Consider the following 16,701-nt stretch of genomic DNA (forward strand, 5'->3'; position numbering starts at 1 on the left):
GGAGATCAGACCGAAAAGCTGCTGCCGCAGCCGCAGCTCTTGGTCACGTTCGGGTTGTTGAACTCGAACCCGCGACGGTCAAGGCCGTCGTGGTAGTCGATCGTCGTGCCGTCGAGGTACAGGTCGCTCTTCTTGTCGACCACGACCTTGAGGCCGTGCTGATCGGACACATGGTCCTTGGCGGCGTCGAAGTTCGTATCGAAGCCGAGCTTGTAAGAGAAACCGCTGCAGCCGCCGCCGGCAACCGCCACGCGGAGGACCGTCGAATCCGCCATCTTGTTGTCGGCAATCACCCGCTTCACTTCGAGGGCGGCCTTTTCCGTCACATTGACCATCGCGTCAAAACTCCTCAATCTGGAAAGGACGAGTTGCCATAAGTATAGCAGTCGCAGCCCTGCCGCAAGGGCCAGATTTCGGCGGGACGACGGCCGCCCGTCGACGGGGCAGCTGCGGCACCCAGGACACTGTTCACACGAACAGGTCAGCGACGCATCAGGCTCTCGATTTCGTCTCCCTCAATGGGAATGTCCGCCATCAGGTCGACCGGACCATCTTCCGTGACCAGGATGTCGTTCTCCAGCCGGATCCCGAACTTCTCCTCGGCCACGTAAATCGCCGGCTCGCAGGTCAGAACCCAGCCCGGCTGCACCGGCCGGCTCGCCGCGCCGACGTCGTGAACGTCCAGCCCCAGCGAGTGGGCGACCCCGTGCATGAAGTACTTCTTGAAGAGCAGCTTGTCCGGATCCTGCTTCTCGACTTCCTCGGACTTGAGGATTCCGAGCGACAGGAGCTCCTGCTCGACGAGCTTCTCCGTGAGGGTCCGCAGGTCCCTGAGCAGCACCCCCGGCACCATCGCCGACGCGACCTGCCGGAACACCCGCAGCACGGCGTCGTAAACGCTCCGCTGCCGCGGCGTGAAACGGCCGTCGACGGGAATTGTGCGGGTCATGTCGGACATGTACTGCCCGTAGCCTGCCCCCACGTCCATCAGCAGCAGTTCGCCGCTGCGGCACTCCTGGTCGTTCTCGTTGTAGTGCAGGACGCAGTTGTTCTCGCCGGAGCAGATGATCGGCGGATAGGCGAAGACCCCCTTGTTGCGGATGAACTCATGGGCAAACTCGGCCTCGACCTCGGCCTCGTTCACCCCCGGACGGACGAACTCGAGTGTCCGGAGGAATCCCTTGCGGGTGATCCCGCACGCCTTGCGGATCAGGTCGACCTCGTCCGACGACTTCACCAGCCGCAGGTCGTAGAGCAGGGGAGCCAGCCGGCGGTAGGTATGGAGCGGAAAGTTCGCCTGGCACTCACGGATGAACCGCCGGTCGCGGGTTTCGACCGGACCGACCCCCTTGGCGTATTCATTCGCGTTCAGGAACAGTTCGTCGCTCTCGAGAGCGAGCTGCCGGAAGACGGAGGGAAACTCCGACAGGAACTTCACGTTCGCAATGCCGGAGACCGCCTTCGCCTCGTCCCGGGAGAGCTTGTGTCCCTCCCAGATCCTCAGAAGCTCGCTCGACTCGCGGATGAACAGGACTTCGCGGAGCTTCTCGTCGAAGGCCCCCGGGGCGAGGAGCAGGACCGTCTCCTCCTGGTTGACCCCGGTCAGGTAGAACAGGTCGGCATTCTGGTGGAACCCCATCGTGCCGTCCGCGTTGGTCGGCATGATGTCGTTCGAATGGACGGCGGCCACGGCGTTCATGCCGAGGCGAGCCGCCAGCCGGCGGCGGTTGTTGACAAAGAGCTCCGCGGGAATGGGGACGGACTTCATTCCAGTTCCTTGAACGATCCGGTCGCTTCGCAGTCAAAGCCGGAGCGTATCAGGTCAGGAACGGATCGTCTTCGGGAGCGGTCGCCTTCCGGTCCTCGTCCGTCTGGATCGGGCTCGTGCAGCGTTTGACCAGAACCCGCGTTCCGCGGACGGCGACGACCTCGATCGGCTCGCCCATGTTGATCAGGATCCCTTCCGTGAAGGCGTGCAGCCGTTCCTCACGGACCCGCACCATCCCGCCGGGGCTGAGGAGCGTGATCGCCACTCCCTTTTCACCGACCAGTTTCGCCAGGTGATCGAGCTCATCCTGGTAGGGGAGAACCTCTTCCGGTTTGGGGGCCTGCAGGAGCACGCGGTTCCCCAGCGGCGAATTCGCGAGGACGCTGAATGCCGAGAATGCGACGATGGGGACGAGCACGATCAGCCCGCCGACGAAGCTCCAGAAGGTCGTCGTCGACGTCATCCCCCAGGCCTTCCAGGCGAAGTAGATTGCCGCCGAGAAGGAGAGGAACACCATGATGCCGAGCGCTCCGCCGGTCGGGATGAAGACTTCCGCCACGAGGAGCAGGAAGCCGGCGACCACGAAGATGATGGCAAGCGTTTGCGGGTCCATGACCAATCAAACCATCCGTAGGAGAGGGTGGACACCCGATTTTAGGCAACGTCCTGGGATTGTGCAGTCAGCATGCCATAACGGGGGGGCCGGTGTTTCCCGGGAGAATTGACAATCGTTCGCCAGGGAGTCCCTGAGGGGGCAGTCGTCGAAGGGGGGTCAGTGAGGGCAATCGGCGAAATATCCTGTCCCGCTAGCTCGAACCGCGTCCTCGCCGGCACGACCCCCATAGCTCGAACCCAACGTGCGACGGCAGCCGGGGTCAAGGGGGCAACCCCTTGCCGCCGGAGGCACTTCCACGAGGAACCGTGGTAAACAACGGATGTCCCCTTTGTAGGACCAGCGTTGACGACTCCCTTACATCACATAGCTCGCTTTGCAGTCCATGCGTATTGGTGAGGGGGCACACGGCACGTCGTCCGCGCTTGGACACGAGTTCCTTCAGACATCTTCCGACGAGAGGGCCTCCGGCGGGCAAGAGGGCTTCGCCCCCTTGCATCCCCCACCAGGGTGCCCCTGGACCCGGTTGGGCGCAATTTCGGATCAGCATCCAGCAAACTCTTGCGTCCCCAAGGTTCCCCCACTCCGGACTTCTGGCGGACTGGACACACCGCTACCCTCAAAGGCTCGGTCGGATCGCTCAACTGGAGACCGCTCATGAAGATCACGTTCCTCGGAGCCGCCGGCGAAGTCACCGGAAGTCAGCACCTCATCGAGACCCGCAACCTCCGGCTCCTCCTCGACTGCGGCTTCTTCCAGGGACCCCGCTCCGAATCCCGCAGCAAGAACGAGCGATTCCACTGCCGGCCGCGCGATCTCGACGGCGTCATCCTCTCACACGCCCACATCGACCACTGCGGCAATCTCCCCGGCCTCTACCGCGACGGCTACCGCGGCGAAGTCTTTTGCACGGAAGCAACCGCGGACATCTCCGAGCAGATGCTCCTCGATTCCGCCAAGATCCAGGAGGAAGACGCCCGCTACCTCTCCCGACGGCTGAACCCGGGACACCCCCCGGTCGAGCCGCTCTACACGGAAGAGGATGTCCGCGGCATCCTGCGACGGTTCCATCCGGTCAGTTTCCACCAGTGGCACGAGCTCGCCAAGGACTGCCGGGTCCGCTTCGTGCCGGCCGGGCACATCCTCGGCTCCGCGATCACGGAGCTGGAGATCCTCGACGGTTCCGACTGGAAGAAGGTCGTCTTTACGGGGGACGTCGGCCGCCGCGGAATGCCCCTCCTCGTCGATCCCGAGCCGGTCGACGGCGGAAACGTCCTGATTATCGAGGCAACCTACGGCAACGAAGTCCATCCCGCGCCGGACGACATCAAGGTGGCCCTGAGGGACATCATCGCCGAAACGGTCCAGCGGGGCGGGCGGGTGATCATCCCCGCCTTCAGCCTGGGGCGGACGCAGCAGGTCGTTTACTACCTCAACGAGCTGTTCAACGAAGGACAGCTCACCTCGGTCCCGATCTACGTCGACAGCCCGCTCTCCAATCGGGTGACGAAGATCTTCCGTCGTTACGTCGAAGAGCTGGACGACGACGTCAAAGCGACGCTGCAGCGGGACAAGGACATTTTTGATTTCCCGAACCTGCGGTACACCGAATCGCAGCGGGAGAGTGCCGCACTGAATGGGCACACCGAGCCGTTCGTGGTGATCTCGGCGAGCGGGATGTGCGAGAGCGGGCGGGTGGTGCACCACATCAAGCATGCGGTCGCGGATGAGCGGAACACGATTGTGCTGATCGGGTATCAGGCGCCGGCGACGCTCGGCTGGCGGCTGCAGCAGCGGCAGCATTACCTGCGGATCTTTGATCATGAGGTGCCGCTGCGGGCGCAGGTGATTTCGCTGAGCGGCCTTTCGGCGCATGCGGACGCGGTCGATCTCAAGTGGTGGATTGAGCAGAGCGCCGCCAAGGGGAACTTTGGGCAGGCGTTCGTGGTGCATGCGGAAGCCCGTGGTGCTCAGGGGATGGTTGAGTTGCTCCGAGACAATTGCGACCAGGAGCCGATCATTCCGCGATTCCGTCAGACATTCACCGTCTGAAACAAGTTGCCAAAACGCGGCGCCCCCTTACCGGGTCCAGGGGCACCCTGGTGGGGGATGCAAGGGGGCAACGCCCTCTTGCCCGCCGGAGGCCTGGCCGTCGGGAGATGTCTGAAGGAGCACGTGTCCAAACGCGGACACCGTGCCGTATGCCCCCTCACCAACCCGCGGCAATTGCAGGGCAAGCCGTGAGGTGTGAAGGAGACCTCATAGCCGGTCCCCAAAAGGGGACGTCAGTTGTTTGCAGCGGTTCCTCGTGGAAGCGCCTCCGGCAGCAAGGGTCTGTGTTGTGCTTCTGGGCCCTTGACCCCGGCTGCCGTTGCAAGCTGGGTTGCGCGAATGGCCCGGTCCGGCAAAACGGCGGTTCACGCACCTGAAGGCGGTCTCTTTTTCGCCTTATTTCTTTCGATGTCGTCAGTTTTCTGCGACTCAACTCCAGAGGCCGGTCTCCCTGTTGACCTGCGCCAGCACGTCGCAACCGCCCCACGAAAAATACGCATCACCAATCACCACTTCATCTTAGAGAACATAAACCGAACAAGTTGACAAAATCGTAATGTACGCGGCATCATTTCAACTGACATTGCGTCTCAGTGTTCGCACACAAAACGGCGAATCGTTCGCCTTGGGTCTGACTCTCAACGACAGAAAATGACCACCACTCATCCCTACCGCCGCGGTTTCACCCTCATCGAACTGCTCGTCGTCATCGCCATCATCGCGGTGCTCGTCGCCATTCTCCTGCCGGCGGTCCAGCAGGCTCGGGAAGCGGCCCGGAAATCCCAGTGCCTCAACAACATGAAGCAGCTCGCCCTGGCAGCCCACAACTACCAGAGCACCTTCACGTTCTTCCCCCCCGCCACCTGCGTCGCCGGAACGTCCGTCAGCCAGCCCTGGTCCGGACAGGCCTTCCTGCTCCCCTACATCGACGGCGGAAATCTCTACTCCAAGATCGACTTCTCAAAAGGCTACGGGCAATCGCCGAATCTGGACGCCAACATCAAGACGCTCCGCGTCCCGGTCCTGATCTGCCCCAGCGACGTTAACGACCGCACCCGCCTGACGACGACCGCCCCGATCGTTCCCGAGCACTACCCGCTCTGCTATGCCCTCAACATGGGAACCTACCTGATCTACGACCCGGTCACGAACCGCGACGGCGGCGCCGGCTTCGGCCCCAACGCCAGCCTGAACCCGGGAAGCTACACGGACGGAATGAGCAACGTCCTCTGCATGGCGGAGGTCAAGGCCTTCACCCCCCGCTTCCACGACGCTCCGCCGCTCGGCTCCACGACGATCCCGACCTCCCCCGCCGACATCGCCACGCTCTTCGGCGGCGGAGCGTTCTCGAACGCCAACGGCCACACGGAATGGGTCTGCGGACGGGCCATTCACAACGGCGTCACGACGACCTTCACGCCGAACACCGTCGTCCCCTACACGACCGGCGGCGTGAAGTACGACATATCGGCCTGCACGCACCGGGAAGGGGCCCACGCCACGAACCCGACCTACGCCGCCATCACCTCCCGCAGCTACCACACGGGGATCGTCAACGTCAGCCTCATGGACGGCTCGGCTCGCTCCGTCGGCGAGAACATCGCCCTGGAGACCTGGCGGGCCCTCGGCACGCGGGCCGCGGCAGATAAGACCGGCGAGTTCTGATCGCCGCCGCATCCGGGATCGCGGCGCCGGTCAGGCCGGGCCGAGGATGGTGTCCTGCTCGATCGCCGCGGAGCCCGGACGCCGCGTCCGGGCCTCCTGCGGATCCATCGCAAACAGCGGACTGATCTCGACCTTCACGCCGTCACGGACCGCCACACCCGCTTCCCGCAGCAGGTCGGCCGCGTTGCGGCAGAGAGCAGCGCGCGAGGTCTCGGGCGAGTCCTTGCCGGTGGCGTTCTTCACGGGATTGAACTCCCGCTTCCGGTCCCCTTCGACGACAAGGGCCACGTCGGTCAGCGGCAGGACGTCAAAGATGAACTGTTCGAACTTGTAGGCATTCTTCTGGTCCGGACGCGGTTCAACGCGACTGCCAGAGGCGTCGACATACGGAACCGGCTTGTGCGCGATGTGGAACGGCAGGGCGTTCTCAACACTCGTGATCCGGGCCAGGAACGCGCGATCGAAGGCGTGAACCGCCGTATTGCCGGCCCACAGGAGCAGTCCCCCGGCGGCATCGACCGCCTGCGCCCGCTCCAGCGGAAGATCGCTGTACTCGATGATCTGGGTCCGTCCGTCCAGGCTGACCAGGACCCCCATCTTCTCCTCGGCCGACTCCTTGGCCACCACCTTCGTGGTCATCTGCGAGCCCAGCCGTTTGTGGAATCCCAGGAATGCCGGGTCGCACATCGGGGCGGTCGGATTGTCGACCTGATGGTAGTAGAGGACCTCGAGCCCGCGATGTTCCATGACATCGATCAGGCCGGAACGCTTCAGGGCCTTGAGGATCCCGCCGTGGCCGTCCGGACTCAGGCTGACCTGGTCCCTGGAAGCGAGCAGGACCCGCCCCGTGGCGTCGTCGACAGCGGGGAGCGCTCCCTGCTGGAAGAAGTAGACGTCCTTCGGGTCGAGCCCGAAGAATTTGTGCTCTTCAAAGAAGGCGACTGTGTCGGCGTGGGTCGCGTCGCTCGTCATCACGAAGTAGGGAATCGGCTTTCCGTACTTCCGGCCGAGAGCCAGGAGCTGCTCGCAGAAGATGTGGAACAGTGTCCGGTCCGACACCGGGCCGATCGGGAACATCCCCTTCGGCTTGTCGAAGCCGAGTCGGCTTCCCTGGCCGCCGGCGACGAGAATCGCTCCGACCCGGCCCCCCTGCAGCAGTTCCTCGCCGGTCTGGCGGGCCGCGTTCCACTCGGCGCGGTCGGCGTCGGTCTGCGGCTGCCGGATGACTTGGGCGGGCGGCGCCGCTCTCCCGGCCTTTGATGCAACCTCGGCCGCGTCCGACGCCTTCGCCCGCCCCTCGGCGGTCAGTCGGGAGACGAGCGGGAAGTCGATGCTGCGGAGCTGTCGCTCGAGCGACGCCTGCTGAGACGCGTCGAGTTCCTCCCACCGGGCGAGCAGATGCGCCTGACCTGCCCCCTCGACCAGGGCCTTCAAATCAGCGGGAGGAAAAGCAGCCATACCCTGGGGAACCTCGTTGTGCCGACGGAGCGGGAAACGCGTTATGCGTTGCCGCCATCCGGTTTGACCGCCCGGAAGACAGTTCTCAAGCCGATTCGCCGTGCCGGAAGCGACTCGCCTCCGCTAAGCACGAGGCATGCCGAATGGGGCGGCCTTGCGGTTCGCCCCTCACCGCGGCTGTGCTGTCTATTCCTTGGAGGCAGCCGGCTTCGATTTGGCCCCGCCCCCCTCCTTGCTTCCCCCGGATTCGGACTTGGCGGACGAGCCGCCGCCGGACGAGGAATCGGCCGCCGCGGCCTTCTTGTAGGAGTCGCTGCGGTAGTCGGTCAGGTAGAACCCGGAGCCTTTGAACAGGATGCCGGCGCCGGCGCTGATCTGACGCTCGGCCGACTGTTTGCGGCAGGCGGGACACTTCTTGGACGGCGGGGCCTTGATCGACTGGAATTCTTCCCAGACGTGGTCGCACTTTTTGCAGCGGTAGTCGTAAGTCGGCATAGCGTCGTCAGAAAAGCCAAAAGCTTCGCGGTCAGGAGCGCGGACGGCCATCCGCCCGACGGAGGATTATAGCCTGCTGGGCATCGTCGGGCACTGCGGCGGCGGCCATTCGCGGCAGTGCGAAGCCTGGCGAGTGGCCGATGCGCCCCCTTCAGTTGTGGTCCCCACCGGGTCCAGGGGCACCCTGGTGGGGGATGCAAGGGGGCAACGCCCTTTTGCCCGCCGGAGACCTGGCCGTCTCTCAACGCCGCCTCCACAAAGCGGACGTCCGCTGCATCCCACGGTTCCTCATGGAAGCGCCTCCGGCGGCAAGGGGTTGCCCCCTTGACCCCGGCTGCCGTCGCACGTTGGGATTGAGCTATGAGAACTGCGCCGGCAAGGACGCGGTTCCGGTCAGCGGGACCGGCCCGGAGTCGGCGGCGTTAGCGAGACCGCATACGCCCCCTCATTGTTCCCACGGCTGCTGGGATGATCATTGATCCGCAGATACAGCGTCCCGGACCGGGCAGCGGTCACAGTTCCTGCGGCTCCAACGCGAACCTGCGCCGTTCTCTCCGGATGGTCCAGCACCTCAGGAGAGTCCGGAAGAATCCATCCGACCAGACAACCGATCGGCACGCCCCCCTCGTATTCGATCGTGATCCCGCCCGGTTCGCTGATCCACGGCCGCGTCGTGGCGTTGAGCGTCACCCGCCCCTCGGCCGCTACGGCAATCGACTCCCCCTCCGCCAGCCGGACGCCGGTCGACTGCCAGCTCCCGCGCGAAGCAATCTGCACGGTCCGAGGTCCCTGCAACGGCTCCCCGTCCGCAAACGTCAGCCCCGCGTGCGAAAGCTCCAGGCCGTAACTCAAGTCCGTAATGAACCACTCCCAGTCCCATTCCAGCTGATCCGCGTCAGGCCCGTAGACCGACTCGAACGTCGCGGCGAACTCGCCATCGGTCCGATGGGCATGAAGCTGACGGAACCGCTCCCGGTAGCGCGGATGATTCCCCAGGAAGTGGCAAAGAGCCCAACCCCAGGCATAGGGATCCGACCGGGACTCGGAGAATGCCTGCCCGCCCAGTTCGCGGACCTGCCGGACCGAGTGAAAATCCCCACGCCCGACCGCCTTCTCGATCATCTCAATCCGGCCGATCCCCAGCACCTCCTCGGTCGACTGAGGCATGATGTCGAACGTGAGCTTCCCGTTCCGATCGAGGCGGTGCGTCCCGAAGATCTCCGCCATCCCTTCCAGGTACCACAGTTCCGGCCGGTCCTGCACTGTGGGACGCTCGGCCAGCATGAAACAGTGCGTGTACTCGTGCAGCAGAAGATGACGGCGGTAGTACGGCGACTCCTGGTCATCCATCCAGAACGCGTACCCCAAGTGCTGTCCGTGAAGGAATTTGCGGATGGCCGAAGGAATCAGCCCTTCGCCGAGAAACGTCTGCCGGTCCTTCATCAGAAAGGCGGTCACTCCGAACGGTTTCCCGTCCGGGTCGGGCAACGGCGGGCCGAAGGTCGCGACGAGCTGGTCATAGAGCTGGTCGGCGAGCGGCGGGAGCGTCCGGGCAATCTCGGGGTCGATGTCGGCATAGAGCGACAGCCGCTCTGACGAGTAGCCGCGGATTCCAGCGCGAGCGAGTGCATCCGCCTGAACCGCGGGGCGATCATCCGGAGGTCGGAACCGCCGTTCGGCGGCAATGCCCGTCACAGCCAGAGCGAAGACGGCGGCGACAGCCGTCAGCGCCGCAGCGGAGGACTGCATCGACGGCCGCGGAGATCGGGAACGGGCAGACCGCAGGGCAGAGACGGAGAAAACCACATCGACCTCCATCCCCGCGAGAGGCAACACCCTTTCAATTCCCGGCCGCACCGCTCGCCAGGTCGTGAATCTTGGTCTCGAGCTGTTCGACGAGCGGGTCGAACTGCGGGATCTCGACCGCGTTGTTCCCCTGCTCGTGCTTCCGGAACAGGAACAGGTAGGTCACGTTCTGCGGCCGCCAGCGGTGAAAGAAGAGTTCGTCCTTCCGCACGATGAGCTCCCGGATCTTTTCGCTCTGGCCGGACGAAGCCGCGCCCTGATCCGGAGTCGGCAACTCAACCGGCTTCGGTGTCGGAGCGAGAGCCTGCTGAACCTGCCCGGCCGTGGCCCAGTATCCCCAGCTGGTCAGATGCTGTCCGTTGTCGCTCGTCGGTTCCGGACGTCCGCCTGGTCCGGAAACCGTCGCGGCCGGGCGGGTCAGCGGAACGTAGACCCCGCCCCGCTCCGCGGCCAGCTTGCTGATCGCCTCGCCGTACAGAGCGGCGTTGACGTTGTAGGGAGCGGGATCCGGGAACGGCTTGCCCGGAGAGGAGATCGCCATCGGACCGAGGAAGACAAGCCGCGCACCGGTCGGCTTGAGATCGTCGAGGAGCTTCGCGTACTGCCGCAGGAACGAATCGAGTCCGGCCGCGCCGGCGAACGCCTCGTTTCCGCCATAAGCGAGCAGCAGGACGGTCGGCTTCTGCTCTTTGACGAGCTGGATCGTCCGGTCGTAGCCCGCCTGGGGCTGGTCGAAGATGCCGCGGGACTCGCACCAGACCGTGTCGCCGCTCCAGCCCAGGTTGCGGAAGGTCAGCTTCTTGTCGGGCCGGGCCAGCGTGAGGGCCAGTTCCCAATAGCCGTAGGACTGCTCGCGTTCGATGAGCGTGTTTCCGAGGAGGACGACCCGATCCCCCGGCTTGAACTCGAATTTCGTCTCATCGGCCGCAGCGGGCCGCGTCACAACGACGAGTCCGGTCAGCAACATCCCCGCCCAGATCAATCCGCGCATCGTTCTCTCCTCGTGTCTCCGAGAAGATAGCGGCCCCACCGACGTCCGGTCGAGCAACGACGCGATTGCGGCCTCAGGTGATACGGCATCCCACCGGGGTCCAGGGGCACCCTGCTGGGGGATGCAGAGGGGCCTGTGTTGTTTTCTTGGCCCTTTGCCCGCCGGAGGCCTGGCCCGTCGAGAGATGTCTGAAGGAGTGAGTGTCCAAGCGCGGACAACGTGCCGGATGCCCCCTTACCAACCCGCGGGGAGCGCAGCGCAAGCGGCGTGATGTGAGGGAGTCCTCAACGCGGGTCCCACGAAGGGGACGTCCGTTGTGTCCCATTCACGTTTCGACTCAAACTCTCCACCAAAAAAGCAAAGACGCCGGTCCTCTTGCGAAGACCGGCGTCCGAAGCTTTCACTTGAGGTGCCGGACTTCGTTCAGGAGAACTCCTGAGCGTTGTCCGTCACGCTACAAGATTCAGTTGCAGGCGTTGCCGCAGGGAGCAGCGCACGTCGGGCCGCAAGGAGCGGCACACGTCGGGGCAGCCGGAGCGCAGCAGCTCGGAGCAGCCGCACAGCAGTCGGCCTTGTGGCCGCAGTGACGGTGCTTCTTGAACCAGCCGAGGAGGCTGTGACGCTTGCCGCAGCAGCCGTGGCTGACCGGAGCACAGCAGTCGGCCGGAGCCGGAGCGCAGCAGGCCGGAGCACAGGCCGGAGCGGCACAAGCCGGGGCACAGGCCGGAGCGGCACAGGTCGGATCGCAAGGAGCCGCACAGGTCGGATCGCAAGGAGCGGCGCAGCTCGGGCCGCAGTCGTTGCAACCATGTCCGCCATGGTGCCGGAACAGGCCAGCCGAAGCGGTGTTCACGCCAGCACACAGAACGAGAGCGAGGGTCGTCCACTTCATCATCTTGAATTCTCCTAGACTTTCCCGGGTTGGAAACGTGGGGGACTTTGGTGGTCGTGGACCGTCCATCACTGCGGCCTCGACCGAAGTCCGCCACTCACTACAGTGTGGGTCCACACCCAAGGTATTCGGATTCAGGCCGAGGCAAAGTTCCGTCGTTCTGCGGTCGAATTCCGCGCCATCCCGTTCGCTCGCTCAACAAACAGGTTGTGCCGGATATGGCGAGCGGTTTCGAGAATCCGGTTCGGCGCCGCGGGTTTTGACTCAACCTTCACGCAGTCCATGACGCCGCTGGGAACCCTTCTGCTGGCGGGAACACTGATTCCCGGCGTCGTCCTTGCGACCGCCCGTCCCGCGCTGCGTCAGACGACGCTCCTCACCGCCTGGTACTGGATGCTGGCCGCGTGGCTCCTGTGGGTGGCCAGCGCCGTCGCACTGGCGCGGGCCACGACCTCGCCCGAAGCCCGGGCCCAGTGGCTGTACGTCACGGCGGTCGTCTCGCTTTGCCCCGGGATTGCGGTCCTGGGAGCGAAGCGGCCCGGCAGCGGCGTGTGGGCCCTGTTCATTCTCGTTCCGCTCGTCTTCGTTCTCGGCTGGCCTGCCCTGACGGTGTGGCGATGGGATGGCCCGCGGCTCCTGGCGGTGGAGGCGCCGGTGCTCGTCGGCTTCGGCCTCGTCCTCGTGATGGGAACGGGGAACTATCTGGGAACGCGGTTCGGACTCGCGGCCGCCCTCTATGCCGCCGCGGTCGTGCTGCTGGCCCTGCCCGTCGCAGCCCACGGGCCGGGGTGGTTCCATTCGACCTGGAGGGGCGTGCCCGTAACGGTCCTGGCGGCCGTCCCGCTCTTCCTCGGCGCGAGTCTGTCCGCGCGGCAACGTGCAGCGGGCACGGTCGCAACAGATCCTCTCGACGGTCTGTGGGGGGAGTTTCGCGACCGTTTCGGGATCGTATGGTCCCGCCGCCTGCAGGAACGTCTGCATCAGGAGGCTCTGCGGGAAGGCTGGTCCGCCCAGGTCGGCCCGTTCGGTCTGGAATGGGCGGACGGGGTGACGGCGGAGCAGCGGTCCCGGACGCGGGAGCGGTTCGAGCATCATCTCCGCTGGCTGCTGCGGCGGTTCGTCGAGGAGCCGTGGATCGACGCCCGGCTGGCCGGCCCGGCTGAGGGGGCAGCAGACCCGAAGGCGGAATTTCCGCAGATCCCGCAGAGTCGCCCCAGCTGATTCCAGCGAGCGGAACGGTCTGTCATCGGCAGAAAACGCCTGATTCGCTTTCGAAGGGATTTGACAGACGCCGATCTCTAGGGACGGGCACATCGCCCGCAAGGGAATGCGAAGACTGTCCGAGGGACCGGACCGAGCGTGTCTGCCAACGCGACCATTCGGGAGTCGGTCCTCCATGCGGAAGAGCCTGCCCTGCCGTTCGACCCTTTTTCTTGCCGCCCTGAGCCTGAGCACGCTCAGCGGGTGCGGCCTGGCCCGCCAGTGGGGTTGGTATCAACCCGCCGGTCAGCCGGTCCCGCAGGACTACGCGTCCCCCTCACCTGAGTACAACCCGGCTCCCCTGGCGACCGATCCGTTCCGGGATCTCGACCAGCAGACGCCGATGCCGGCCCCCGCCCCGGCCGATCCCCCGCCGCCGAGCTTCCAGAGCGGTCCCCCCGCGCCGCCGGTCTCGGAGTACCTCGCCCCGCCGGGCGACGGTCATTCGACCAGCCCGACGTCGAAGCCGGGGCTCATCGCTCCGCAGAACGCGCGGCGGCTCGCCCCGGGATTCGGAGCGGAGCGACCGACTTCCGCGGGCACGAAGAAGGGGGCGGAGCCGAACTTCGCTGACGGCCCGGTGGCGATGGTCCCCGGGGGCTACTCGGTGTTTCAGCCGGTGAGCCAGTCGACCGTGGGCGAGTGAGGCGTCGTGAAGCCAACTCTGCTTGTCCTTGAGGATGCCCCCTACTGGTTTCCGGAGTGCCAGCGGGCGTTCGGTCCGGCGGTCGAAGTTCTCGCGCGGCCGCTGGACCGCGCCGCGATTGCGGAGCTCACTCGCTCAAGGCCGAGCCTCGCGCTGGCCGATCTGTCGGGGGGTGGGTCGGGCGAAAGAGTGCCGACGCCGCATCTCGTCCGAAGCCTGCTCGATGGTGGCGCTCCGCTGATCGCGATCGTTCCTGGGAACTCGCCCGGGGCTTCTGCGCCCGTCGACGAGTGGTGGCTGCGCGAACTGGGAACCGCAGCGGTCTTCGTTGATGACGTCCCGCGCGAGACGGTGATGAGTGCCTGTCGCCGGATTCTCTTCCCTGGCGGCTGAAACCGATCTGACCTGCCGCTTCCCGGCTCAATCCACGTTCTTGCCGGCGCAGCGATGCTCGCTCAAACCCATCGTGCGACGGCCGCTGGGGTCAAGGGGGTCTCACCCCCTTGCCGCCGGAGGCACCTCCATGAGGAACCGTGAGACGTAACGGACGTCCGTTTTGTGGAACCGGCGTCGAGGACTCACCGCTCGCTTTTTGATCCACGCGTCTTAGGTGAGGGGCATACGACACGGTGTCCGCGCTTGGACACGTACTCCTTCCGATAGTGTCCGGCGAGACGGCCTCCGGCGGGCAAGAGGGCGTTGCCCCCTTGCATCCCCCACCAGGGGTGACCCCCTGGACGCCGGCTGGCCGTCGATGAATCAACGCTCGCTCGCGTTTCTTCCACGTTCCCTATGATGCGCCCGGTCCCGGCCTCGTCCGTCTCCGGATCCCACGCGCGCGTCATGACATCGCGACAAGCCCCTCCCCCCACATCGCCCTCCCTGACCGCGCCCCTCCAACCCGGGCCCGTCACCATCCGGGAATGGCTCGTTCTCGCCATCATCCTCGCCGCCGCCATCGCCGTGCGGTGCGCATGGCCCGCACGAATGGACGTCGAACACTTCGACGAAGGGGTCTACGCCGCCAACCTCTACGCCGCCGACACCGACGGCAAGTACCCCTACCGCGACCTCTACGCTCCCCCGCTCTTTCCCGGGATGGCCGAACTCGGCATCTCCTGGCTCGGCGCCCCCTCCGGCGCGGTCTGGGTTTCGCTCCTCGGAGGAATCCTGCTCGTCCCCGTCCTGTGGTGGACGACCCGCGAATGGTTCGGCCCCGCCGCCGCCATCCTCACCGCCGCGCTCGCGGCGACAAGCGACTACCACGCCTGGTTCTCCCGGGCCGCCCTCACCGATGCCTGGCTCTGCCTGTGGATGACCGCGGGGGCCTACTGCGGATGGCGGGCCATGCTCTCCGGCCGGCCGCTCACTCTCCTGATGGCGGGAGGCTTCGCCGCGCTCGCCTGGTGGACGAAGTACAACGGCTGGCTCACGCTCGCCGTCATCGGCGGCGGATGGCTGACGTCGTGGGTGATCGGAAAGGGACTGAGACTTCCATCCACCCGACTCGTCTCCCCGCTCCGAGCGGCCCTCTGCCTCGTCGGAATCGCCGCGATCGCCGGCGCACTCTGGTACCCCGTCTGGTCCGGGCTCCGGCCGATCGGCGGCTACGCGACCGTCGCTAAGAACCACGCCGGCTACTTCGTCGGCCTGTCGGGATGGTGGGGATCGTTCATCCAGCAGGCGAGCGCGCACGCCTACGCCACGGGGCCGCTTACCATTCTCGGCGCCGCGGGAGCGATCTCCGCCAGCCTGTGGCTGGCGGAAACGGAAGCCCCCCGAGGGCTCGGCCGCATCCTCCTCGCCACAATTCTCGGCCTCCTCCTCATCGCCCTCGGCGGGAGCGCGGCGCTCGCCGGGGGAGCCTTGGCGAGCCTGATCCTCGCCGCGCTCAAGGCCGCGGAGCCGACGATCGCTCGCCCGGACGACGAGCCCGACGAGCGCTGGCTGGCCTGGGGTTTCGCCGCCGCCTGGCTCGCGGGTCTTTCGCTCGCGGTGCCGATGTACCGCGCCTATCCCCGCCTCTCGCTCCCTTGGCTCGTCGGCGTCTGGCTGGCCCTCGCCTCCGGCTGGAGCCTTCTCACGCGGTCGACGGGATCCGCCGGGCGGGGCCGGTCTCTCGCGGCCATCGTCCTGATTCTCGTTCTCTCCCTCGCTACCAGCGGTCTGGGGATCACCCCCTTGCCGTCGCTGCTGAAGGGACGGACGGTCGCCTGGGAGAACCGGACGGCGATGCGGGCCGCCGCCGGTCAGGTCCGTTCGGCGATTCGAACCCACTTCGCCACGATCCCTCCCTCACGTATGCCAGAGCTGGACGCGGTCTACTACGTCGTTGGCGAGCCCGCGCTCTTCTGCCAACTTGCCGCGCAGCAGCCGCAGGACTCGCTGCGGTACGGCGTCCTGCCGGACGCGAGCCTGGGCGCCCTGGCTCCGGGAGAGAACGACGCCCGACTCCCGACCTACCTTCTGATCGGAGGCCGTTCCGCCATCGACCTGAAGCCGGACCTCGACCGCGCGGCAACGCGACTTGAGCGGGTGGCAACGGTCTCGGTCCCGGAGAGCTCGCTCGTCCTCCTGGACGAACTTCCGGCCTGGGAACTCGACCGCCTGCCGAAGCCCCCGACGAACGACATCGAGATCTACTACCTCAAAGCCGACCGCTAGACAGCGTCCCGAATGCTCAGCCGGCCAAGAGGACGGGACCAATCGTGCGATTGCCGGGCACCCCGCCCACCAGAGGCGGAATCAAAGATCGCTTCACCGACGGCGTTGATTCGAGCCCGGAACGGCTCTCAACGCCCCTTTCGCCGAGTCGTTGCGGCGCCGGGCAAACTGCTTTTGGCTAAGCCCTCTCTCTTCGGTCTGCCATCGGGCCACACATCCAGCACGACCAAAAGAATCGCTACGTTCGGAAATCTTGGCTAAAAGAGAACCAGTTGCATCAGAAAGCTGCAGGATTCCTCTTTGACTCGACGTTGCGGAACCACATCGTTCCGCGTGATCTAGAGTTGGGCACCCCTCGATTCGCACGCTACGTGCGACGCAGTCCCGCGTC

Annotated in this window: 14 protein-coding genes; 6 read left to right on the forward strand and 8 right to left on the reverse strand. The window is 65.7% G+C overall.

Going from position 1 to position 16,701, the window contains the following annotated elements; all coding sequences use genetic code 11:
* Positions 1–5 precede the first annotated feature (5 nt).
* The 3 genes from VT03_RS08545 to VT03_RS08555 all read right to left on the reverse strand — a co-directional run bounded on the left by VT03_RS08545 (position 6) and on the right by VT03_RS08555 (position 2,381).
* Positions 6–335, reverse strand: a complete 330-nt coding sequence (locus VT03_RS08545; protein ID WP_075092596.1) for a HesB/IscA family protein — start codon at positions 333–335, stop codon at positions 6–8.
* Positions 336–481: 146 nt separating this feature from the next.
* Entirely contained in the window at positions 482–1,768 is a 1,287-nt protein-coding gene (locus VT03_RS08550; protein WP_075092597.1) for an aminopeptidase P family protein, read from the reverse strand.
* A gap of 49 nt (positions 1,769–1,817) precedes the next feature.
* Positions 1,818–2,381, reverse strand: coding sequence for an NfeD family protein (locus tag VT03_RS08555; RefSeq protein ID WP_075092598.1), 564 nt, complete (start codon positions 2,379–2,381; stop codon positions 1,818–1,820).
* A 657-nt stretch (positions 2,382–3,038) separates the two neighbouring features.
* On the opposite strand from VT03_RS08555, the gene VT03_RS08560 reads away from it, so the two are divergent.
* Both VT03_RS08560 and VT03_RS08565 read left to right on the forward strand, forming a co-directional pair.
* Entirely contained in the window at positions 3,039–4,433 is a 1,395-nt protein-coding gene (locus VT03_RS08560) for an MBL fold metallo-hydrolase (protein ID WP_075092599.1), read from the forward strand.
* 651 nt (positions 4,434–5,084) lie between these two features.
* A complete protein-coding gene (locus tag VT03_RS08565) occupies positions 5,085–6,098 on the forward strand; it encodes a DUF1559 domain-containing protein (protein ID WP_075092600.1) in 1,014 nt (337 codons plus the stop codon).
* A gap of 30 nt (positions 6,099–6,128) precedes the next feature.
* On the opposite strand, the gene VT03_RS08570 is transcribed toward VT03_RS08565, so the two are convergent.
* From VT03_RS08570 to VT03_RS34125, 5 genes are all read right to left on the reverse strand, one after another.
* Positions 6,129–7,556 (reverse strand): UTP--glucose-1-phosphate uridylyltransferase, encoded by a 1,428-nt coding sequence (locus VT03_RS08570; protein ID WP_075092601.1) that lies wholly within the window; start codon positions 7,554–7,556, stop codon positions 6,129–6,131.
* Positions 7,557–7,742: 186 nt separating this feature from the next.
* Entirely contained in the window at positions 7,743–8,051 is a 309-nt protein-coding gene (locus tag VT03_RS08575; RefSeq protein ID WP_075092602.1) for an FmdB family zinc ribbon protein, read from the reverse strand.
* A 393-nt stretch (positions 8,052–8,444) separates the two neighbouring features.
* Positions 8,445–9,800, reverse strand: coding sequence for a hypothetical protein (locus VT03_RS08580; RefSeq protein WP_156514359.1), 1,356 nt, complete (start codon positions 9,798–9,800; stop codon positions 8,445–8,447).
* Positions 9,801–9,891: 91 nt separating this feature from the next.
* Positions 9,892–10,848 (reverse strand): SGNH/GDSL hydrolase family protein, encoded by a 957-nt coding sequence (locus tag VT03_RS08585; RefSeq protein WP_075092604.1) that lies wholly within the window; start codon positions 10,846–10,848, stop codon positions 9,892–9,894.
* 463 nt (positions 10,849–11,311) lie between these two features.
* Positions 11,312–11,743 (reverse strand): hypothetical protein, encoded by a 432-nt coding sequence (locus tag VT03_RS34125; protein ID WP_082846045.1) that lies wholly within the window; start codon positions 11,741–11,743, stop codon positions 11,312–11,314.
* Positions 11,744–12,022: 279 nt separating this feature from the next.
* On the opposite strand from VT03_RS34125, the gene VT03_RS08590 reads away from it, so the two are divergent.
* The 4 genes from VT03_RS08590 (at position 12,023) to VT03_RS08605 (ending at position 16,310) form a co-directional block, all read left to right on the forward strand.
* Positions 12,023–12,961: a hypothetical protein gene (locus VT03_RS08590; protein WP_075092605.1), complete on the forward strand. Its 939-nt coding sequence runs from the start codon at positions 12,023–12,025 to the stop codon at positions 12,959–12,961.
* A gap of 175 nt (positions 12,962–13,136) precedes the next feature.
* Positions 13,137–13,646, forward strand: a complete 510-nt coding sequence (locus tag VT03_RS08595) for a hypothetical protein (protein ID WP_075092606.1) — start codon at positions 13,137–13,139, stop codon at positions 13,644–13,646.
* Between the two features lie 6 nt (positions 13,647–13,652).
* Positions 13,653–14,039 (forward strand): hypothetical protein, encoded by a 387-nt coding sequence (locus VT03_RS08600; RefSeq protein ID WP_075092607.1) that lies wholly within the window; start codon positions 13,653–13,655, stop codon positions 14,037–14,039.
* Positions 14,040–14,489: 450 nt separating this feature from the next.
* Positions 14,490–16,310: an ArnT family glycosyltransferase gene (locus tag VT03_RS08605; RefSeq protein WP_197489256.1), complete on the forward strand. Its 1,821-nt coding sequence runs from the start codon at positions 14,490–14,492 to the stop codon at positions 16,308–16,310.
* Positions 16,311–16,701 lie beyond the last annotated feature (391 nt).

The sequence above is a fragment of the Planctomyces sp. SH-PL14 genome, from assembly GCF_001610835.1.
Lineage (GTDB): Bacteria > Planctomycetota > Planctomycetia > Planctomycetales > Planctomycetaceae > Planctomyces_A.